Origin of the sequence: Nonomuraea sediminis (assembly GCF_018531495.1) — a bacterium.
GTDB lineage: Bacteria > Actinomycetota > Actinomycetes > Streptosporangiales > Streptosporangiaceae > Nonomuraea > Nonomuraea sediminis.
Genome location: NZ_JAHDTI010000010.1, coordinates 564,572 through 584,187, shown reverse-complemented (window position 1 = coordinate 584,187; position 19,616 = coordinate 564,572). Strand labels below are relative to the sequence as shown.

The 19,616-nt window shown below is 70.7% G+C and carries 20 protein-coding genes; 13 read left to right on the top strand and 7 right to left on the bottom strand.

All coding sequences use genetic code 11. The features are described from left to right. The first annotated feature begins 141 nt into the window (after positions 1-141). The 4 genes from KIK09_RS37375 (at position 142) to KIK09_RS37360 (ending at position 2,978) form a co-directional block, all read left to right on the top strand. Positions 142-1,119, top strand: coding sequence for a TerC family protein (locus KIK09_RS37375; RefSeq protein ID WP_214324164.1), 978 nt, complete (start codon positions 142-144; stop codon positions 1,117-1,119). Positions 1,120-1,237: 118 nt separating this feature from the next. After that, positions 1,238-1,843 (top strand): phosphatidylserine decarboxylase, encoded by a 606-nt coding sequence (locus tag KIK09_RS37370; protein ID WP_250574432.1) that lies wholly within the window; start codon positions 1,238-1,240, stop codon positions 1,841-1,843. Then, positions 1,830-2,651: a CDP-diacylglycerol--serine O-phosphatidyltransferase gene (gene pssA / locus KIK09_RS37365; protein ID WP_214324162.1), complete on the top strand. Its 822-nt coding sequence runs from the start codon at positions 1,830-1,832 to the stop codon at positions 2,649-2,651. Before KIK09_RS37370 ends, pssA begins: the two co-directional genes overlap by 14 nt. 54 nt (positions 2,652-2,705) lie before the next feature. Next, positions 2,706-2,978 carry a hypothetical protein gene (locus tag KIK09_RS37360; protein WP_214324161.1) on the top strand — a complete coding sequence of 91 codons (273 nt, stop codon included), beginning with the start codon at positions 2,706-2,708 and terminating at the stop codon, positions 2,976-2,978. 182 nt (positions 2,979-3,160) lie between these two features. Here the strand turns inward: KIK09_RS37360 and KIK09_RS37355 are convergent, their stop codons facing one another. Both KIK09_RS37355 and KIK09_RS37350 read right to left on the bottom strand, forming a co-directional pair. Next, positions 3,161-3,802 (bottom strand): MBL fold metallo-hydrolase, encoded by a 642-nt coding sequence (locus KIK09_RS37355; RefSeq protein ID WP_214324160.1) that lies wholly within the window; start codon positions 3,800-3,802, stop codon positions 3,161-3,163. Then, on the bottom strand, positions 3,799-4,554 hold the full coding sequence (locus KIK09_RS37350) for a maleylpyruvate isomerase family mycothiol-dependent enzyme (protein WP_214324159.1): 756 nt from the start codon (positions 4,552-4,554) through the stop codon (positions 3,799-3,801). Before KIK09_RS37350 ends, KIK09_RS37355 begins: the two co-directional genes overlap by 4 nt. Positions 4,555-4,758: 204 nt before the next feature. Between KIK09_RS37350 and uvrA the strand changes: the two genes are divergently transcribed. Further along, entirely contained in the window at positions 4,759-7,599 is a 2,841-nt protein-coding gene (gene uvrA / locus KIK09_RS37345) for an excinuclease ABC subunit UvrA (protein WP_214324158.1), read from the top strand. Between the two features lie 373 nt (positions 7,600-7,972). Here the strand turns inward: uvrA and KIK09_RS37340 are convergent, their stop codons facing one another. Beyond that, complete coding sequence (locus tag KIK09_RS37340) at positions 7,973-9,103, bottom strand: ArgE/DapE family deacylase (protein ID WP_214324157.1); 1,131 nt, start codon at positions 9,101-9,103, stop codon at positions 7,973-7,975. A gap of 310 nt (positions 9,104-9,413) precedes the next feature. Between KIK09_RS37340 and KIK09_RS37335 the strand changes: the two genes are divergently transcribed. The 3 genes from KIK09_RS37335 to KIK09_RS37325 all read left to right on the top strand — a co-directional run bounded on the left by KIK09_RS37335 (position 9,414) and on the right by KIK09_RS37325 (position 10,881). Then, positions 9,414-9,842 carry a Rieske (2Fe-2S) protein gene (locus KIK09_RS37335; RefSeq protein WP_214324156.1) on the top strand — a complete coding sequence of 143 codons (429 nt, stop codon included), beginning with the start codon at positions 9,414-9,416 and terminating at the stop codon, positions 9,840-9,842. A gap of 108 nt (positions 9,843-9,950) precedes the next feature. Next, positions 9,951-10,412, top strand: coding sequence for a Rieske (2Fe-2S) protein (locus KIK09_RS37330; RefSeq protein WP_214324155.1), 462 nt, complete (start codon positions 9,951-9,953; stop codon positions 10,410-10,412). Positions 10,413-10,458: 46 nt separating this feature from the next. Then, entirely contained in the window at positions 10,459-10,881 is a 423-nt protein-coding gene (locus tag KIK09_RS37325) for a Rieske (2Fe-2S) protein (RefSeq protein WP_214324154.1), read from the top strand. Between the two features lie 3 nt (positions 10,882-10,884). On the opposite strand, the gene KIK09_RS37320 is transcribed toward KIK09_RS37325, so the two are convergent. Both KIK09_RS37320 and KIK09_RS37315 read right to left on the bottom strand, forming a co-directional pair. Beyond that, complete coding sequence (locus KIK09_RS37320; RefSeq protein WP_214324153.1) at positions 10,885-11,601, bottom strand: dienelactone hydrolase family protein; 717 nt, start codon at positions 11,599-11,601, stop codon at positions 10,885-10,887. Beyond that, positions 11,594-12,259, bottom strand: coding sequence for a type 1 glutamine amidotransferase domain-containing protein (locus tag KIK09_RS37315; RefSeq protein ID WP_214324152.1), 666 nt, complete (start codon positions 12,257-12,259; stop codon positions 11,594-11,596). The genes KIK09_RS37320 and KIK09_RS37315 overlap by 8 nt, the downstream gene beginning before the upstream one ends. A 72-nt stretch (positions 12,260-12,331) precedes the next feature. Here KIK09_RS37315 and KIK09_RS37310 point away from each other — a divergent pair, with 72 nt between their 5' ends. The 5 genes from KIK09_RS37310 (at position 12,332) to whiA (ending at position 18,111) form a co-directional block, all read left to right on the top strand. Further along, complete coding sequence (locus KIK09_RS37310; RefSeq protein ID WP_214324151.1) at positions 12,332-13,201, top strand: LysR family transcriptional regulator; 870 nt, start codon at positions 12,332-12,334, stop codon at positions 13,199-13,201. A 95-nt stretch (positions 13,202-13,296) separates the two neighbouring features. Continuing rightward, the gene (gene uvrC, locus KIK09_RS37305; protein ID WP_214324150.1) at positions 13,297-15,192 is read left to right on the top strand and encodes an excinuclease ABC subunit UvrC; all 1,896 of its coding nucleotides are present in this window, start codon (positions 13,297-13,299) and stop codon (positions 15,190-15,192) included. Positions 15,193-15,194: 2 nt separating this feature from the next. Then, entirely contained in the window at positions 15,195-16,064 is an 870-nt protein-coding gene (gene rapZ / locus KIK09_RS37300; RefSeq protein WP_214324149.1) for an RNase adapter RapZ, read from the top strand. A gap of 77 nt (positions 16,065-16,141) precedes the next feature. Beyond that, complete coding sequence (locus tag KIK09_RS37295) at positions 16,142-17,059, top strand: gluconeogenesis factor YvcK family protein (protein WP_214324148.1); 918 nt, start codon at positions 16,142-16,144, stop codon at positions 17,057-17,059. Positions 17,060-17,130: 71 nt separating this feature from the next. Continuing rightward, entirely contained in the window at positions 17,131-18,111 is a 981-nt protein-coding gene (gene whiA / locus KIK09_RS37290) for a DNA-binding protein WhiA (RefSeq protein ID WP_214324147.1), read from the top strand. 227 nt (positions 18,112-18,338) lie between these two features. Here the strand turns inward: whiA and KIK09_RS37285 are convergent, their stop codons facing one another. After that, the gene (locus KIK09_RS37285; RefSeq protein ID WP_214324146.1) at positions 18,339-18,938 is read right to left on the bottom strand and encodes a PrgI family protein; all 600 of its coding nucleotides are present in this window, start codon (positions 18,936-18,938) and stop codon (positions 18,339-18,341) included. 37 nt (positions 18,939-18,975) lie between these two features. Further along, on the bottom strand, positions 18,976-19,611 hold the full coding sequence (locus KIK09_RS37280; RefSeq protein ID WP_214324145.1) for a hypothetical protein: 636 nt from the start codon (positions 19,609-19,611) through the stop codon (positions 18,976-18,978). Positions 19,612-19,616: the final 5 nt, after the last annotated feature.

The window sequence follows — 19,616 nt, the reverse complement described above, 5'->3', positions numbered from 1 at the left end:
AGAGGAGGGGAGTATCCCTTCGCGACAGCTTCGTCATCACGGTGCCGCCTCGACCCATGAGGCCCCCGGGGCTGTCGGTCCGCGTCCCCGCGGGCGGGAGAGACCTCCGGCAATGAGTCATGCATGCCGGAGGTTTGAATCGTGACCGTACCCGTGTGGGCCTGGATCGCCGTCATCGGTGGACTCCTCCTCGTTCTCGCCGTCGACCTGTGGATTGTCGACCGCGGAGAGGCCCGCGAGTTCTCGATGAAGCAGGCCGGGTACTGGGTCACGTTCTACGTCGCCTTGGCCGTGATCTTCGGCGGGTTGCTGTGGGCCGTGTTCGGGGCCGCCAAGGCGGGGGAGTTCTTCGCCGGATACATCACCGAATACAGCCTCAGTGTCGACAACCTGTTCATCTTCTTCATCATCATGAGCAGGTTCGCGGTGCCCCGCGCCTACCAGCACAAGGTGCTGCTCGTCGGCATCGTGCTCGCGCTGGTGATGCGCGGCGTGTTCATCGCGCTCGGCGCCGCCGCGCTCCAGCGCTTCAGCTGGCTGTTCTACGTCTTCGGCGCCTTCCTCGTGTACACCGCGATCAACCTCGTCCGTCAGCACCTCAAGGGCGAGGAGGACGAGTTCAACGAGAACATCGTGCTGCGCTGGGTGCGCAAGGCGTTCCCGACCACCGACGGCTACGTGGGCTCCAAGGTCACCGTCAAGATCGACGGCAAGCGGTTCGTCACCCCGATGCTCATCGTCATGATCGCGATCGGCACCACCGACCTGCTGTTCGCGCTCGACTCCATCCCCGCGATCTTCGGGCTCACCAAGGACCCGTTCGTGGTCTTCACCGCCAACGCGTTCGCGCTGATGGGGCTGCGTCAGCTGTACTTCCTGCTGGGCGGGCTGCTGCAGCGCCTGGTCTACATCAGCTACGGCCTGGCGTTCATCCTCGGGTTCATCGGGGTTAAGCTGATTCTGGAGGCACTGCACGCCAGCGAGGTCTCCTGGGCGCCGGAGATTCCCATCTGGGTGTCGCTCACGGTCATCGGCGTCACCATGGTCGTCACCACCGCGGCGAGCCTGATCAAGGCCCGGCTCGACATGCGCAAGGGCGAGGAATCCAGGGCTAGCTAAATGGCGTTCGAGGCGCTGTGATAGTTGCAGGTTCTGTAACATCACGGCAAAGCGCCCAGTCCAGTACCAACAAAGGTTGTTCGTGTCAGACGATTCTGCAAAGCGAGGCCGCGTGCGGCTGGCCCGGGGCACCTCCCCGTGGCTCCTCCCAACGGTGGCCGCCGCTGCCGCCACCACTCTCCTGGTGCGCCGCGACCGGCGCTGGGCGCTCGCGGCCGTGCCGCTGACCGCGCTCACCGGCACGATGCTCTGGTTCTTCCGCGACCCTGACCGGGAGCCCGGTCAGGGCCGGGTCCTGTCGCCCGCCGACGGGGTGGTGCAGAGCATCGACGCCTGGCCCGACGGCCGCACCCGGGTCGCGATCTTCATGAGCCCGGTGAACGTGCACGTCAACAGGGCCCCCCTTGCGGCGACCGTCACCTCGGTGCAGCATGTGGCGGGTGGGTTCCTGCCGGCTTTCAACAAGGACAGTGACCAGAACGAGCGCGTGGTGTGGCATTTCGCGACCGCGCTCGGTGACATCGAGATGGTGCAGATCGCGGGCGCGGTGGCGCGCAGGATCGTGCCGTACGTGAGCGAAGGCGCCAAGGTCTCGCAGACCGAGCGGATCGGCCTCATCAGGTTCGGCTCGCGGGTCGACATCTATCTTCCCGAAGGGATCGCCCCCGCGGTGTCCGTGGGGGAGAAGACGGTTGCGGGGGTGACCAGAATTGACCGCGGCTGATGCCGGTAGTTGGCAGGCCGAAGAAGATGAGCCACGCGGTCCGGTCGGCAAGGCTTTCCGGCTGTCGGCCGCCGACTCGCTGTCCCTGGGCAACGCGCTGTGCGGGTTCCTCGCGGTGTGCGTGCTGGCGGGCTCGGCCATCCAGTCGCTGCAGGCACACTCCAAGCTGGAGATCGCGCCCGGATTCTTCGCCACCGCGGTGGTGCTGCTGCTGATCGGCGCGACCTGCGACCTGTTCGACGGGCTCGTCGCCCGGCGCTTCCGCGCCTCGGCGATGGGTGCGGAGCTGGACAACCTGGCCGACGTCATCAGCTTCGGCTTCGCCCCGGCGTTCATGGTCGTCGTCTGGGGCGGCTTCAGCGGCCGGGTCCCGTTCACGGCCGTGCTCGTGGTGGCCGCGTCTGTGCTGCTCGCCGGCGTCGTACGGCTGGCGCGTTTCGCCTGCGTCAAGACCAAGAGCGGCGACTTCATGGGGCTGCCCATCCCGATGGGCGCGATGACCGTGATCTCCATCGTGATGCTGTTCCAGCCGAGCTGGCCCGCGCTGGCCGCGGTGCTCGGCGTGGCCTGGCTCATGGTCAGCCGCATCGAATACCCCAAACCCAAGGGACAGCTGCTGGCCGGCGTCCTGGCCTGGATCATGGTGAACGTGGCGTTCCTCACCGTGTGGGTGGCCTGGCCGCAGGGCGGCGACATGCCGATCAAGGTGGGCGCGTCCATGCAGATCGCGCTCGTCGCGGCGATCCCGCTGCGGATGCTGTTCTACAAGCGCGAGCAGCGCAAGGAGCGCGAGCGCGTCGGCGGCTAGCCCCTTTGCGGATCCGAGGAGGCGTGCGGGCGGCCGGCGCGCGATGATGGTGTCATGCCGCGCGAGCACACCCGCACGTACTACCTCGGCAAGCTGGCCGCCGAGCTGGAGCTGCGCGGGCTGACCGCCCAGCTGCGCGACAACCCTCCCGCGCTGCGCGTCAGCGACCCCGACACGGCCATGCTGGTGGAGACCGTCGACTGCGTGCCGCTTTCCGACGGCTGGTTCTATCGCTGGTCCTGGGGGGAGATCGTCGGGCTCGCCGACGACCCCGCCCTCGCCGCCCAGCGCATCGCCCACGTCCTGTCAGGCCGCCTGTCCAACTGACATCCTCTTCGCGGCGCACGGGTGTAGGGCCGACCTGGGCTTGGGTCCCGTCCCGGTGGGTTGTGGGCGCCGTTACGGCGGGCAACCGGTCCACCGCGAGGGCGGCGCCGGTCGCGCGTCGTCAGCCTGGTGCGGTGGGCGGCGGGTGGGGCGGCCTCGCCGTACAGGACGAGAGAGTCAGATCACCAGCCGCGGGCCTTCCACTCCGGGAGGGAGGGGCGTTCGGCGCCGAGGGTGGTGTCCTTGCCGTGGCCGGGGTAGACCCAGGTCTCGTCGGGGAGGCGGTCGAAGATGCGCTCGACCACGTCGGTGTAGAGCTGGTCGAAGCGGGTCGGGTCCTTCTGGGTGTTGCCCACCCCGCCGGGGAAGAGCGAGTCGCCGGTGAACAGGTGCGTGCCGTACAGCAGCGCGATCGACCCTGGCGTGTGCCCGCGCAGATGGATGACCTCGAGGCTGACGCGGCCGAAGGTGATCGTGTCGCCGTGCGAGACGGTCTTGTCGGGTTTGACGGGCAGCGCGGGCGCGTCCAGCGGGTGGGCGATCGTGGCGGCGCCGGTGACCTTGGCCACCTGCTCGAGCGCCTGCCAGTGGTCGCCGTGCCGGTGGGTCGTGACGATCCACTTCAGCGGCTCGTCGGTGATCAGGGCGAGCAGCCGGTCGGCCTCGGCGGCGGCGTCGATCAGCAGCTCGTCGCCCGTCTCGGTGCAGCGCAGCAGGTAGGCGTTGTTGTCGAAGGGGCCGACGGCCAGCTTGGTGATCGTCAGCCCGGGTAGTTCGCGTACGTCGGCCGGCCCGCCGACCTGAACGTCACCGGTGTAGGTCATGGATAGTCCTTCGGAGGCGTGGCGGGCAGGGCAGCGGGGGCGGGCATCGTCAGCCATGGCGGCGCGGACGGCAATCGCCCCTCGGGCACCACAGTAACCCCGTCTCCACCCGAGCGTCCGGTCAGCCAGGCCAGCACGTCGGCCGAGCCGCCTGCCACGACGGGGCCTTCGCCCAGGTCTGTCCACGTCTCTCCGTCGTCGATGCGGATCTCGCTGACGGTGGACTCGCCGTACGGCCAGCAGACGCGGCAGTCGTGCAGCTCGCGGCGCACGAACGCGGCCGGCCAGTCGGCGGGGGTGAAGCCCGCGCCCAGGTCGACGTGGTGGATGTGCACCTCGCGCAGCCGCCTGACCAGGCAGTACCAGGCCGGGTGGTACGGCGGGCGCAGTCCGGTGACCATGGTCCGCCAGCCCTGCTCGGGCATGTCCGCGACGGCCTCGACCAGCCGGGCGGCGCCGTCCTCGACGGCCGCCAGGTGCTCGGCGGGCGAGCGGGTGGCGTTGCGCTCGATCTCGGCGACGCGGGCGTCGGGACCCGCGTACTGCGGGGTCTCCACGCCCGTCCTGGCCCAGGCGAGCAGGCGCAGGTGCGAGTCGGCGTTGCCCGCGAGGTGGGCCAGGACGTGGCCGCGGGTCCAGCCGGGCAGGCGCGAGGGAGCGGCCAGGTCGGCGGGGGTGAGGGCGGCGGCGGTGGTCAGCAGGCGGTCGGTGGCCTCGGCCAGTTCGGCCTGGATCGCCGGTAGAACAGTCATGTCCTGATATTTCATCAGATGCCTGGGGCATAAGCGGGCAGGTCACGCGGTTGACTCTCAAAGCCCTCCTGCCGTGGCCTGGGAAGGCCGTAACCTGAGAGGGACGGATTTTCGGGGGTCGAAGCGCGGGCGCCGAAAACTGTCGGGGCCACCGTCTACCATCCCCCGTTGGACCTATCCGCCTTTACGACATCCGGGATCGCCGTGGCAGACCGCCTGATCGTGCGTGGTGCACGTGAACACAACCTCAAGGACGTCTCGCTCGACCTACCGCGAGACTCTCTGATCGTTTTCACCGGCCTGTCCGGCTCGGGCAAGTCCAGCCTTGCCTTCGACACGATCTTCGCCGAGGGCCAGCGGCGCTACGTCGAGTCGCTGTCGGCCTACGCCCGCCAGTTCCTCGGCCAGATGGACAAGCCGGACGTCGACTTCATCGAGGGCCTGTCGCCCGCGGTCTCGATCGACCAGAAGGCCACCAGCAAGAACCCCCGCTCGACCGTCGGCACGATCACCGAGGTCTACGACTACCTTCGACTGCTGTGGGCGCGCATCGGCAAGCCGCACTGCCCGGTATGCGGCCGCCCGATCGCCCGCCAGTCGCCGCAGCAGATCGTCGACCGTGTGATGGACCTGGAGGAGGGCACCCGTTTCCAGGTGCTGGCCCCGGTCGTCAGAGGCCGCAAGGGCGAGTACGGCGAGCTGTTCCGCGAGCTGCAGACCAAGGGCTTCGCCAGGGCCCGCGTCGACGGCACCGTGGTCAGGCTGGAAGAGCCCCCGGTGCTGAAGAAGTACGAGAAGCACGACATCGAGGTCATCGTCGACCGCCTGTCGGTCAAGGACACGGCGGTGCGGCGGCTGACCGACTCGGTGGAGACCGCGCTGCAGCTGTCCGGCGGCACGATCACGCTGGAGTTCGTCGACCTGCCCGAGGACGACCCCGGCCGCGAGCGCTTCTACTCCGAGCACCTCTACTGCCCCTACGACGACCTGTCGTTCGAGGAGCTCGAGCCGCGCTCGTTCTCCTTCAACTCCCCCTTCGGCGCCTGCCCCGAGTGCACGGGCCTGGGCACGAAGATGGAGGTCGACCCCGAGCTGGTCGTGCCCGACCCGGAGCTCACCCTCCGCGGGGGCGCGCTGCACCCGTGGTCCGGCGGCCACACCAGCGAGTACTTCGTCCGGCTGATCGAGGCGCTCGGCCACACGATGGGCTTCACGCTCGACACCGCGTGGGAGAAGCTGCCCAAGAAGGCGCAGAAGGCGCTGCTGTTCGGCCACGACGAGCAGGTCCACGTCCGCTACAGCAACCGCTACGGCCGCCAGCGCTCCTACTACACCACCTACGAGGGCGTCATCTCGTGGGTGCAGCGCAGGCACGCCGAGGCCGAGAGCGACGCCACCCGCGAGCGCTTCGAGGGCTACATGCGGGAGATCCCGTGCCCGGCCTGCGACGGCAAGCGGCTCAAGCCGGTCACGCTGGCCGTGACCGTGGCCGACAAGTCGATCGCCGACGTGGCGTCCATGTCGATCGGCGAGTGCGCCAAGTTCCTGGCCGCGCTGCGGCTGTCCGACCGCGACATGCAGATCGCCGAGCGGGTGGTCAAGGAGATCAACGCCCGTATGGGCTTCCTGCTCGACGTCGGCCTGGACTACCTGACGATGGACCGCGCCGCGGCCACCTTGGCCGGTGGTGAGGCGCAGCGCATCCGGCTGGCCACGCAGATCGGCTCGGGCCTGGTCGGCGTGCTCTACGTGCTCGACGAGCCGTCCATCGGCCTGCACCAGCGCGACAACATGCGCCTGCTCGAGACGCTGATCCGGTTGCGCGACATGGGTAACACCCTGATTGTGGTCGAGCACGACGAGGACACCATCGCCGCCGCCGACTGGGTCGTCGACATCGGCCCCGGCGCGGGCGAGCACGGCGGCCAGGTCGTCGTGTCGGGCACCGTACAGGATCTCCTGTCGAGCGAGGCGTCGCTGACCGGGGCGTATCTGTCGGGCCGCAAGTCCATCGCGATCCCCGCCAAGCGCCGCAAGCGCGACAAGAAGCGGCAGATCACTGTCAAGGGCGCGCGCGAGCACAACCTCAAGGGCGTCGACATCGACTTCCCGCTCGGGGTGTTCACCGCGGTCACCGGCGTGTCGGGGTCCGGCAAGTCCACGCTGGTCAATGACATCCTCTACAACGCGCTGGCCAAGGAGCTCAACGGCGCCCGTACGGTGCCCGGACGGCATTCCCGCATCAACGGGATGGACCAGGTCGACAAGGTCGTCCACGTCGACCAGTCGCCGATCGGGCGCACCCCACGCTCCAATCCGGCCACCTACACCGGCGTGTTCGACCACGTCCGCAAGCTGTTCGCGGCCACCACCGAGGCCAAGGTGCGCGGCTACCAGCCGGGGCGCTTCAGCTTCAACGTCAAGGGCGGCCGCTGCGAGGCGTGCGCCGGCGACGGCACCATCAAGATCGAGATGAACTTCCTGCCCGACGTCTACGTCCCCTGCGAGGTCTGCCACGGCGCCCGCTACAACAGGGAGACGCTGGAGGTCCACTACAAGGGCAAGACCATCTCCGAGGTGCTGGACATGCCGATCGAGGAGGCGCTCGGCTTCTTCGAGGCGATCCCGGCGATCAAGCGGCACCTGCAGACGCTCAACGACGTCGGCCTCGGCTACGTGCGGCTCGGCCAGCCCGCCACCACGCTGTCGGGCGGTGAGGCGCAGCGCGTCAAGCTCGCCTCCGAGCTGCAGCGCCGCCAGACCGGCCGGACGATCTACGTCCTCGACGAGCCGACCACCGGCCTGCACTTCGAGGACATCCGGCGGCTGCTCGGCGTGCTCGGGCGGCTGGTCGACGGCGGCAACACCGTGATCGTCATCGAGCACAACCTCGACGTGATCAAGACGGCCGACTGGATCATCGACATGGGGCCCGAGGGCGGCTCCCGCGGTGGGACCCTCGTCGCCTCGGGCACGCCCGAAGAGGTCGCCCTCGTCGACGAGAGCCACACGGCCCGCTTCCTCCGCAAGATCCTCACCCTCTGACACCTCCCCGAGACCCCGCGCAGCATCCCGCCGCCCGGGGTCTCGCCGTTTCTGCACGGTGGGCCGCCGCCCGGGGTGTCGTCGCCTCCTTACGGCGGGTCGCCGTCCGGGTCTCGTCGCTCCGGTACGGCGGGTCGCCGCACGGGGTGTCGTTGCTCCGCTGCGGCGGGTCGCCGCACGGGGTGTCGTCGCACCGGTACGGCGGGCCGCCCCCGGACCCGTGCGGGACGCCCTCAGGTGGGTTCCGCATCGCGGGCCATGGGCGGCGCACCCGTGGGGTCCCGCGCTTGTTTCAGGACGTCTCGGGTCCGGGTGGATGCCGGGGGCCGTTGCGAAGGGCCTGCCGTACCGATGACTCGCAGGAGAGGTGGGGTCAGGCGCAGAAGTCGGCGATGGTGGCCGTGAAGATGCGGGCGAGGCGTTCGACCGAGGCCGCGTCCGCCCATTCCGTGGCCGCGTGGGCGCCCGCGCCGCCCGCGCCGTACAGCACGCAGGGGATCCCGGCCGCGTCGTAGAGCGCGCAGTCGGTCCAGAACGGCTCACCCCGGATCACGGGCGGATGCCCGAGCTCCTTCTCCGCCTGCGCGGCCAGGCAGGCGACGATCGGCGACTCCCTGTCCGCCTGGAACGGCGGCCGCCCGAGCCCCTGCACCACCCGGTACCGGAAGTCGGGCACCGTGGCCACGAGCCCGTCGAGCAACGCCTCCAGCTCCGCCCGCACCGACTCGGTGGTCTCGCCGGGAACCGTACGGCGCTCCAGCGTGACCCGGCACCGCGCCGGATACGTCGAGGCCTCCTGCCCGCCGTCGATCGTGGAGGCGTGCACGCTGCCCGCGCCCAGCAGCGGGTGCACGTCCCCGGCGCCGAGCCGCCGCTGCCACTCCTCCAGGGCGACCAGGAAATGCCCCGCTTTGACGATCGCGTCGATCCCCAGGTCGGGCCGTGACCCGTGCGCCGCCCGCCCCTCGATCTCGACCTCGAACCAGGCGAACCCCTTGTGCGCGACCGTCAGCTCCAGGTTGCTGGGCTCGGCCACGATGGCGGCGTCGGCGGTGAAGTGCCGCAGCACCTCCTCCGTGCCGTGGCTGCCGAACTCCTCGTCGGCCACGCACGCCACCAGCACGTCCCCGCGCAGCCCGAGCTGCTTGGCCTCGTGCGCGGCCACCATCATGGCGGCCAGCCCGCCCTTCATGTCGAAGGTGCCCCGGCCGTGGATCCGCCCGTCACGCTCCTCGGCCGCCAGCGGATCGCCGTCGTACCCGGCGAGCCCCACGGTGTCGAGATGCCCGTTGAACATCAGCGACCGCCCGCCCCCGCTCCCGCGCGCGATCGCCACGATCGACGGCCGCCCCGGCCGCTCCTCGAGCCGGTGCACCTCGAACCCGCGCTCACCGAACCACCGCGCGCAGTGATCCGCGATCGCCACTTCCCCCGCCCCGCCGGGCACGAGCTCGGGATTCACGGAGTCGATGCCGACCAGCTCCCGCAACAAGTCCAAGATCACAAACGGAGTCTCCCTCCGCCCCACCCCCAAGGTCAACCCCACCCTCCCGAACTCGGGACGCCGCCGAGTAAGCGGCCCGAACCGACACACCGCCGAACGCGATTCCACAAGCAAGGCGTACGCAGATCCCGCCGGCGCTTGGTGGCCTGGGGGAGAGCGGTGGGCTGACAGGTAGGCGTGAGGTCCCGCCGTGCGCGTTGCGCCGTACCCCGTGGCTTGCCGTACCGGCTCGGGTCGGGGGCGGGTGGAGGACCGGGGGTTGGTCTCAATAGGCTTATGCGCAGGTAAAGAGACCTAACGGGGAGTGTCCATGGCAGGCAAGGTGAGTGGTTCTCGCGTGCCCGGAATCGGGCGGCGCGAGGTCCTTGGGGCGGCCGGAGTCGCCGTGTGCGGGCTGGCGCTGACGGCGTGCGGCGGCGGGAGCAAGCCGACCTCGGCTGCCGGGATCAAGGGCAAGGTCATCGCCAAGACCGCCGACGTGCCGGTGGGCGGCGGCCACCTCGTCGACGAGTGGAAGATCATGGTCACGCAGCCCAAGCAGGGCGTCTACAAGGCGTTCAGCGCGGTCTGCACGCACGCCGGCTGCACCGTCGGCTCGCCCGAGGACGACGTCATGACGTGTCCGTGCCACGGCAGCGAGTTCTCCTGCGACACCGGCCAGCCGGTCAAGGGCCCGGCCAAGGCGCCGCTCACGGTTTACAAGGTTCAGGTGCAGGGCGACGGAATCGTGGTCGTGTGAACGGGTAATTGTGCGTGGTTCCCGGGCATGCAGGTGCGGCACGCTGAACCGGCGCGCAGCCGCGAGCCGTACCTGAAGAAGTAAGACCCAACCTGGGAGGACGCAGACATGACCGATACGACACGCCGCGCGGTGGTCTTGGGGGCCGGGGGCGCCGGGCTGGCGGCCGTGCTCACCGCCTGCGCGGGGTACGGCACCGCCAGCGGAGGACAGACCACCGAGGCGACCGCGGAGAGCGAGCCTTCGGCCGCCGCGTCGAAGAAGAAAGAGAAGGAGAAGGTCGCCGAGGGGCTGGCGAAGACCAGTGCGATCCCCGAGGGGGGCGGGAAGGTCTTCGACAAGGAGAAGGTCGTCGTCACCCAGCCCGCGGCCGGCGAGTTCAAGGCGTTCAGCGCGATCTGCACCCACCAGGGCTGCACGGTCGCGACCGTCTCGAACGGGACGATCAACTGCCCGTGCCACGGCAGCAAGTACAACATCGCCGACGGTTCGGTCGTCAAGGGACCGGCGACCAAGCCGCTGGCCGCGAAGAAGATCGACGTCAAGGGCGGCGAGATCTCGATCGCCTAGCGCCCTTTTTCATGATTTTCTCACGTGCGTGCGATTGGGTGCTCGCATGGGAGATGAGCTCAAGAGCCGCAGAGCGGTGATCGCGGGTGTCGGCGCGGGCGGCCTCACGCTTGCCCTGGCTGCCTGTGGCGGCAACAGCACGGATACAGGCAGTACCAGCGCCACGGTCGCCGCGGCACCGGGCGGGAGCCTGGGCAAGGCCTCGGAGATCCCCGTCGGCGGCGGCAAGGTGTTCGCCGGCGAGAAGATCGTGGTGACGCAGCCGAAGGCGGGCGAGTTCAAGGCGTTCACCGCGGTGTGCACCCACCAGGGGTGCACGGTCGCCACGGTGGCCGACGGCACGATCAACTGCCCGTGTCACGGCAGCAAGTTCAACGCCGCCGACGGCTCGGTCGCCAAGGGGCCGGCGACCAAGCCGCTGGCCGAGAAGCAGATCAAGGTGAGCGGCGACGAGATCACGCTGGCCTGACCGTCAGGCGAGGCCGTCCCGCAGGGCCTGCTCGATGTGCCGCCACGCCTCCTCCTGATGGGGGGAGGCGGGGTCGGACAGGAAGGCGTGCGGGGCACCCTCGACCACCACCATCGTGTGGGCGACGCCCTCGTCGCGCAGCCGGTCGGCGATGGCCGTGCGGTGCTCGGCCGTCACCACGTGATCGCGGTCGCCCACGATGTACACCAGCCGGCCCTTGATGCCGCCCGACAGGTCGAGCGTGGGCTCGGGGCTGCTGATCGGGATCTTGGTGCCCGTCAGCCACCCCGCGTACAGCACCACGGTCACCGCCAGGTCCAGCCGGGTGGCCGCCAGGTAGGCCAGGTGCCCGCCGAGGCTGAGCCCGACCATGCCGACCGCCCCGGTCGTGTCCCCGCGCGCGGCCAGCTCCTCGGCCGCCGCCCTGACGTCGTCAAGAACGCCGGTACGGCTGAGCGTCGCCATCAGCTCGAACCCGCGGGCACGCCCCTCGTCGGTGACCGGCAGCTCGACGCCGGGCTCCGCCCGGTGGTAGAAGTCCGGGGCGAGCACCACGTACCCGCCGCGGGCGATCCGGTCGGCCACCGCGCGCACGTCCTCGGTCACGCCGAACAGCTGGTGCGCCACGATGACGCCGGGGTGGGCGCCGGGCGCGGCGGGCCGTGCCAGGTAGGCGCCCATCGGCCCGTCGGGGGTCTGGATCGAGACGGTCTCACCCATGGCGCAGCGCCTCCACGACCGCCTCGGCCACCCCGGCGGCGGAGGCGGGGTTCTGCCCCGTCACCAGCCGCCCGTCGCTGACGACCTGGGCCTGGAAGTCCGGCGCGGGCACGTGCTCGGCGCCCAGCTCGCGCAGCCGCGAGGCCAGCAGGAACGGCACCACATCGGTGAGCCCGACGGCCGCCTCCTCCTTGTCGGTGAACGCGGCCACCCGGCGCCCCGCCACCAGCGGAGCGCCGTCCGACAGCGTGACGCCCACCAGCGCGGCGGGACCGTGGCACACCGCGGACACCACGCCGCCGTTCTCGTAGACCGCCCTGGTCACGGCGGCCAGCCCGGGGTTGTCCGGGAAGTCCCACATCGTGCCGTGCCCACCCGCGAACAGGATCGCGTCATACCGGGCCGGATCGACCTCCGCCGCGCGTGGCGTCGCGTCGAGTCCGGGCAGGTCGAGGAAACGCCGCTGCACCGGGTCGTCGAGGTCCACCCCGTCCCGCGGCGGCGCGCCGCCCGCCACGCTGGCGAACTCCACCTCGAAGCCCGCCCGCGTGAACACCTCCCACGGGTGCGCCGCCTCGGACACGTAGAAACCGGTCCCGCGGCCGGTGTCGCCCAGCTCCGCATGGCTGGTCAGCACGATCAGAATGCGCTTCGTCATGCCCCCATGCTCACCCCGATCCGCCATCGGCCGCCAATAGCCACACCTGGGTGCGTCCATCAGAATTCTGATATGGCACTGTCCTTCGACCTGCTGCGCACGTTCCTGGCCGTGCACCGCTCCGGCTCCGTCACCCGCGCCGCCGAGCTGCTCGGCCTGTCGCAGCCGGCCGTGACCGCGCAGATCAGGACGCTGGAGGAGATGTTGGAACGGCCGCTGTTCGAGCGGCTGCCGCGCGGGATGGCGCCCACCCCTGCCGCCGACCAGCTGGCCCGCCGCGTCTCCGGGCCGCTTGACTCGCTGGAGGAGCTGGTGCTCGGCGACCTCAGCGGGCCTGCCGAGGCGTTCGGGCGCGCGGTGCACCTGGGCGGACCCGCCGAGATCATGTGCGCCAGGGTGCTGCCCGCGCTCGCGCCCATGGTCGCCGAAGGGCTGCAGGTGCGGGCCACGCTGGGGCTGCCCGACGAACTGCTGGCCGCGCTGGCCGGCGGCGGCCTGGACCTGGTGGTCGCCAGCGTCAGGCCGCGCAAGGGCGGGCTGCGTGTCGAGGCCCTGTGCGACGAGGAGTTCGTGCTGGTCGCGGCGCCCGGATGGGCCGGCGAGCTCGACAGGGCGCCGCTGGTGGCCTACGCCGAGAACCTGCCGATCCTGCGCCGCTACTGGCGGGCCGTGTTCGGCGTGCGGCTCACCCGCCCGCCGGCGCTGGTCGTGCCGGACCTGCGCGGCGTGCTCGCCGCGGTGGTGGCGGGCGCGGGGGTGAGCGTGCTGCCGCGCTACCTGTGCGCGGACGAGCTGGCGGCCGGACGGCTGCGCACCCTGCTTGAGCCCGAGGTCGCCCCGCTCAACACGCTCTTCCTGGTGACCCGCGCGGGCGCATCCCACCCGGCCGCCGCGGCGGTGCGCGATCGGCTCCTGGCAGAGGGAATCGGCTGGTCCGTATAACCGGTCGGTGGGGTGGCTCGCCGTACATCACCAAGCCCTGCATCAGAAGAGATCGAGTAGCGGGCTTGTCGGTTGGGGTCGATAGGCTTGAGCGCGTGGCGAGCCCCTTGAGTTTTCGGCCGAAACCCGGATCGATCCCCGAGTCACCCGGGGTCTACCGGTTCAGGGACGAGCACGGCCGCGTGATCTACGTGGGCAAGGCGAAAAGCCTGCGCCAGCGGCTCAACTCCTACTTCGCGGACTTCTCCGCGCTGCACCCGCGCACCCAGACCATGCTGACCACGGCCGCCGACGTCGACTGGACCGTCGTCGGCACCGAGGTCGAGGCGCTGCAGCTCGAATACTCCTGGATCAAGGAGTTCGACCCGCGCTTCAACGTCAAGTACCGCGACGACAAGTCCTACCCCTACCTCGCCGTCACCATGGGCGAGGACTTCCCGCGCGTGCAGGTGATGCGCGGCGCCAAGCGCAAGGGCACCCGCTATTTCGGGCCCTACTCCCACGCCTGGGCCATCCGCGAGACCGTCGACCTGCTGCTGCGCGTCTTCCCCGTCCGAACCTGCAGCGCGGGGGTGTTCAAGCGCGCTGGGCAGATCGGCCGGCCGTGCCTGCTCGGCTACATCGACAAGTGCTCGGCCCCCTGCGTCGGCCGGGTCACCCCCGAGGAGCACCGCGCGCTCGCGGAAGACTTCTGCGACTTCATGGCAGGCAACACCAGCCGCTTCATCAAGCGCCTGGAGAAGGAGATGCGCGAGGCGGCCGCCGAGGAGGAGTTCGAGCGGGCCGCCAGGCTGCGCGACGACATCCAGGCGCTGCAGCGCGCGCTGGAGAAGCAGGCCGTCGTGCTCGGCGACGCCACCGACGCCGACGTGATCGCGCTGGCCGAAGACGCGCTCGAGGCCGCCGTCCAGGTCTTCTACGTGCGCGGCGGACGCATCAGGGGCCAGCGCGGCTGGGTCGTCGACAAGGTCGAGGAGACCACGCCCGGCGCCCTGGTCGAGCACTTCCTCCTGCAGATCTACGCCGAGGGCGAGATCCCGCGCGAGGTCCTGGTCCCCGCCCTGCCACCCGAGCCGGATGCCGTCACCGAGCTGCTGACCGAGCAGCGCGGCGCCAGGGTGGAGCTGCGCGTGCCGCAGCGCGGCGACAAGAAGGCGCTGATGGAGACCGTCGAGCGCAATGCCAAGGAGTCCCTGGCACAGCACAAGATCCGCCGCGCCAGCGACCTGACCACCCGCAGCAAGGCGCTGCAGGAGATCGCCGACGCGCTCGAGCTCGACCAGGCGCCGCTGCGCGTCGAGTGCTACGACGTCTCCCACCTGCAGGGCGAGAACGTGGTGGCCTCGATGGTGGTCTTCGAGGACGGGCTGGCAAGAAAGAGCGAATACCGCCGCTTCGCCGTCAAGACCAAGGAAGGCGACGTCGCCTCCATCTACGAGGTCATCCACCGCCGCTTCAAGCGCTACCTCGAAGAGCGCGCCAACACCGGCGAGCTGGCCGCGGACGAGGGCAGCGGGCCGATCGACCCCGAGACCGGCAAGCCGCGCAAGTTCGCCTACCCGCCCAACCTGGTCGTCGTCGACGGTGCGGGGCCGCAGGCCGCCGCCGCCCAGCGCGCGCTCGACGAGCTCGGCATCGACGACGTGGCCGTGTGCGGCCTGGCCAAGCGTCTGGAGGAGGTGTGGATGCCCGGCGACGACCAGCCGGTCATCATGCCGCGCTCCAGCGAGGGCCTCTACCTGCTGCAACGCGTGCGCGACGAGGCGCACAGGTTCGCCATCACCTACCATCGTTCCAAGAGGTCCAAGGCGGTGAAGGAGAGCGCGCTCGACGCGGTGCCAGGGCTCGGCCCGGCGCGCAAGCAGGCGCTGCTCAAGCACTTCGGCTCGCTGAAGAAGCTCAAAGAAGCCACCGTCGCCGATATCTGCGAGGTCCCCGGCATCGGACAGTCCACAGCCGAGGTGATCGTGTCGACGCTGAAGGGGGAGTGACCGTGAACACCACCGAGCCGGCGTTCGTCATCGTCACCGGCATGTCGGGAGCGGGCCGCAGCACCGCCGCCAAGGCCCTCGAGGACCTGGGCTGGTTCGTCATCGACAACCTGCCGCCCGGCCTGCTGTTCGCCATGGCCGAGGAGGCGGGCAAGGTCAAGCTGGCCGCCGACAAGGTCGCCGCCGTCGTCGACGTGCGCAGCCTGGCCTTCACCACCGACCTCAACGCCGCCATCGAGGAACTGGAAGGGCGCGGGGTCCGCGTCCGCGTGGTCTTCCTCGAGGCCAGCGACGAGGAACTGGTGCGCAGGTTCGAGAACGTCCGCAGGCCCCACCCGCTGCAGGGCGAGGGCCGCCTGGTCGACGGCATCGCCCGCGAGCGCGGCATCCTGCGCGAGGTGCGCGCCAACGCCGACCTGGTCATCGACACCTCCGCGCACAACGTCCACGAGCTGCGCAACAAGATCGTCGCCTACTTCGGCGGGGAGGACCGCCCCGGGCTCCGGCTCAACGTGGTCTCCTTCGGCTTCAAGTACGGCCTGCCGGTCGACGCCGACCTCGTGGTCGACTGCCGGTTCCTGCCCAACCCGCACTGGGTGCCCGAGCTGCGGCCGATGAACGGGCTCGACACGCCCGTGCGCGACTACGTGCTCGGCCAGCCGGGCGCCAAGGAGTTCCTCGACGCCTACGAGGAGGTTCTCAAGGTCGTCGCCGCCGGATACGCGCGCGAGGGCAAGAGCTATGCGACTCTGGCAGTGGGATGCACGGGCGGCAAGCACCGCAGCGTGGCCATGGCCGAGCAGGTCGCCGCCCGGCTACGCGACCGCGGGATGGAGGTCCAGGTGAGTCACCGGGATGTGGGGCGGGAGTGACGGATGAGCGCGCACACACGGATCACGCAGCGGCCTCGCCGTACGAGCTGACGGCCGATTCACAGCGCGGACCTCGGGTGGTGGCACTCGGGGGAGGGCATGGGCTCTATGCGTCCTTGTCCGCCTTGCGGGCGGTGACCGATCGGCTGACGGCCGTCGTCACCGTGGCCGACGACGGCGGATCCAGCGGCAGGCTCCGGCGCGAGCTCGGCGTCCTGCCCCCCGGCGACCTGCGGATGGCGCTGGCCGCGCTGTGCGGCGACGACGAATGGGGCAGCACCTGGAGCCACGTCGTCCAGCACCGTTTCCGCAGCGAGGGAGAGCTGCACGGCCACACCGTCGGCAACCTGCTGATCGTGGCGCTGTGGGAGCTGCTCGGCGACCCCGTCATGGGCCTCGACTGGGTCGGGCGGCTGCTCGGCGCCCAGGGCAGGGTGCTGCCGATGGCCTCCGTGCCGCTCGACATCGTGGCCGAGGTCGAGCTCGACGGCGTCATCTCCACCGTGCGCGGGCAGGTCGCCTGCGCGCTGACGCCCGGGCGCGTCCAGGCCATCTCGCTGGTTCCCGAGGACCCCCCGGCGCGGCCCGAGGCCGTCGAGGCGATTCACGAGGCCGACTGGGTGGTCTTCGGGCCCGGGTCCTGGTTCACCAGCGTGCTGCCGCACCTGAAGGTGCCGGAGCTGGCCAGGGCACTGCACCACACCAAGGCGAAACGGCTCGTCACGCTCAACCTGGCGCCCCAGCCGGGGGAGACTGACGACTTCTCTCCGCAGCAGCACCTGGAGGTCCTCCGCCAGCACGCACCCGACTTGTCGATAGATATCGTCCTCGCCGACGCGGCCGTGGTCGACGACCGCGACGCGCTGGAGAAGGCCGCCTCGGTTCTGGGCGGCAGGCTCGTCACCGCCGAGGTGGCCGCCGGCGACGGCTCGCCCAAGCACGACCCACGACGTCTTGCCTCCGTCCTGGACGAGATTTTCCTCCAGAAGCGTTGATCCTGGTCGGCGCGGTGCCAAGGTGCGAGAGACTGACGAGAGCCGGTCTGAATGGGGGAGGACTAACGCTTATGGCGATGACGGGTGTGGTGAAGGACGAACTGAGCCGCCTGCCGGTGTTGAAGCCCTGCTGCCGCAAGGCGGAGGTGTCGACGCTGCTGCGGTTCGCCAGCGGCCTGCACCTTGTGGGCGGACGCATCGTGATCGAGGCCGAGCTCGACACCAACGCCACCGCGCGGCGGCTCATCAAGGACATCGGCGAGGTCTTCGGCCACAAGGCCGAGGTGCTCGTGCTCGCGCCCGCCGGGCTGCGCAAGGGCTCGCGTTACGTGGTCCGCGTCTACCGCGACGGTGAGGCGCTCGCCCGGCAGACGGGCCTCATCGACAACCACGGCCGACCGGTCCGCGGCCTGCCCCGCCAGGTCGTGGCGGGAGCCGCCTGCGACGCCGAGGCCGCCTGGCGCGGCGCGTTCCTCGCGCACGGCTCGCTCACCGAGCCGGGGCGGTCGATGTCGCTCGAGGTCACCTGCCCGGGCCCGGAGGCGGCGCTCGCCCTGGTGGGCTCCGCACGGCGGCTGAAGATCCACGCCAAGGCCCGCGAGGTGCGCGGCGTCGACCGGGTCGTCGTCCGCGACGGCGACGCCATCAGCGCGCTGCTGACCCGGCTCGGCGCCCATGACAGCGTGCTGGCCTGGGAGGAGCGGCGCATGCGCCGCGAGGTGCGCGCCACCGCCAACCGGCTGGCCAACTTCGACGACGCCAACCTGCGCCGCTCGGCCCGCGCCGCCGTCGCCGCGGGAGCCCGCGTTCAGCGCGCCCTGGAGATCCTGGGCGACGAGGCTCCCGACCACCTCGTGATCGCCGGGCGGCTGCGCGTGGAGCACAAGCAGGCCTCCCTGGAGGAGCTGGGCCAGATCGCCGACCCGCCGCTCACCAAGGACGCCATCGCCGGACGCATCCGGCGCCTGCTCGCGATGGCCGACAAGCGCGCCTGCGACCTTGGCATCCCCAACACCGAGGCCAACCTCACCGTGGACATGCTCGCTCCTTGATCTTTTACGGCAGGCCGAGGTAACGCGCACGCGCCGTAGCCTGGCGGGCCCCTGTCCTGGCCGGTCGTGAGGGCCCACGGGGTTGCTCGCCGTTACGTCCGCACTGTTGCCGTGGCTTCGTGGTCCCGGGCCGGTCTCCGGCCGCACCCATGGCTCGCCGTACCGGGCGTTGCGTGTCCAGCGCGGGAGTGGTGAGGGCGTCGTTCGGGGACGACGCCCTCGGCGGGTCACGCCTTGGGAGCCGGGTCCTGCTCGTCGGCCTGGGGAGCCGGGGAGGCGTTGGCCTGGGGCGCCGCAGGGACGTCGGCCTGGGGCGGCATGGGGGCGTTGGCCTGGGGCGGCGTGGGGGTCCAGCCCTGAGCGTCCGCGGGCCCGGCCGGGGCGTCGGCGTGGGCGGCCGGGGCGGCCTCCTTCACGCGCTTGTTGACGAAGGAGAACGCGGCGGCGGCGCTGATCGCCCAGATGGCCAGCATCAGGGGGTTGTCGCGGGTGACGTCCGAGAAGTTGCCGGCGACCGCCGGAAGAGCGTCGCCGAAGCTGACAGGCATGCCGTCGATGCCCAGCTTGGCCACCAGGATCGACACGCCGAGGATCTGGCCGAGCGCCGCGCCCGCCAGGCCCATCACGGCGGCCAGCGGCGGCAGGACGGGACTGGTCGGCTTGACGGTCATGATGCCGAAGCCGACCAGCAAGCCGACGCCGACGCCGAAGATGCCGATCTGGCGCCCGGTGAGGCCGATGAAGGCGCCGACGAGGCCGGCGCCGACGAGCATGGCCAGGAGGCCGACGAGGATGCCGGGGACTAAGCCGCTCTTCTGCTGGTTCATGGTGGGGGGTTCCTTGGGAGGTGAGTAAAGGGGTGCCCTACTGGTTCTGGGTGGGCTTGCGCGGGGTGAACAGGTCCGCCGTTGACTGCTGGGTGGGAGCCTGGGCGGGCTCGAACGGGGCCCGGTACTCGGACTCCTCCGGCTCCTGGGTCTCGTCGGGCTCCTGGTCACGCCGGCGCACGCGGCGTACCCGGAGGGCGACGGTGAGGAAGGCGACCACCGCGGCGACGGCCACGACCAGCCAGATGGGCCAGGACACTCTGATCGGTTCGAGGAAGAAGCCCAGGGCCGGACGCAGCCCGTCCGTGATCTCGTCGACCCTGGGCAGTCGCAGAGCCGCGCCAGTGCCCGACACATCCAGAGGGAGGATGACCGGGATCGAGTGCGGTGCGATGCCCACGAGCAGGCCGGCCGCCTCGGCGGCGCCCGCGTACAGCGCCGCCAGCGGCGGGAGCAGCAGGCTGCGGGGCCGGACGGCGCCCATCGCGAGCCCGATGATCACGCCTGCCAGCAGGGCGATCCCGGTGGCGAGCGGCCAGCCGTTCCAGGCCTTGAGGACCGCGGGCAGGCGGTCCTCGACGTACACGGCGGCGGCGACCCCCAAGGCGCACACCAGCGATGCGATGAACCCCACGATCAGTCCGGACAGCAAGCCGGACCTGCGTTGCGACATCTCAG

Coding starts and splice junctions, on each gene's coding strand:
- KIK09_RS37360 (WP_214324161.1), top strand. CDS start 2,706: ATGCCGCGCGAGCACACCCGCACGTACTACCTCGGCAAGCTGGCCGCC.
- KIK09_RS37355 (WP_214324160.1), bottom strand. CDS start 3,802: ATGACCTACACCGGTGACGTTCAGGTCGGCGGGCCGGCCGACGTACGC.
- KIK09_RS37350 (WP_214324159.1), bottom strand. CDS start 4,554: ATGACTGTTCTACCGGCGATCCAGGCCGAACTGGCCGAGGCCACCGAC.
- KIK09_RS37335 (WP_214324156.1), top strand. CDS start 9,414: ATGGCAGGCAAGGTGAGTGGTTCTCGCGTGCCCGGAATCGGGCGGCGC.
- KIK09_RS37330 (WP_214324155.1), top strand. CDS start 9,951: ATGACCGATACGACACGCCGCGCGGTGGTCTTGGGGGCCGGGGGCGCC.
- KIK09_RS37325 (WP_214324154.1), top strand. CDS start 10,459: ATGGGAGATGAGCTCAAGAGCCGCAGAGCGGTGATCGCGGGTGTCGGC.
- KIK09_RS37320 (WP_214324153.1), bottom strand. CDS start 11,601: ATGGGTGAGACCGTCTCGATCCAGACCCCCGACGGGCCGATGGGCGCC.
- KIK09_RS37315 (WP_214324152.1), bottom strand. CDS start 12,259: ATGACGAAGCGCATTCTGATCGTGCTGACCAGCCATGCGGAGCTGGGC.
- KIK09_RS37310 (WP_214324151.1), top strand. CDS start 12,332: ATGGCACTGTCCTTCGACCTGCTGCGCACGTTCCTGGCCGTGCACCGC.
- whiA (WP_214324147.1), top strand. CDS start 17,131: ATGGCGATGACGGGTGTGGTGAAGGACGAACTGAGCCGCCTGCCGGTG.
- KIK09_RS37285 (WP_214324146.1), bottom strand. CDS start 18,938: ATGAACCAGCAGAAGAGCGGCTTAGTCCCCGGCATCCTCGTCGGCCTC.
- KIK09_RS37280 (WP_214324145.1), bottom strand. CDS start 19,611: ATGTCGCAACGCAGGTCCGGCTTGCTGTCCGGACTGATCGTGGGGTTC.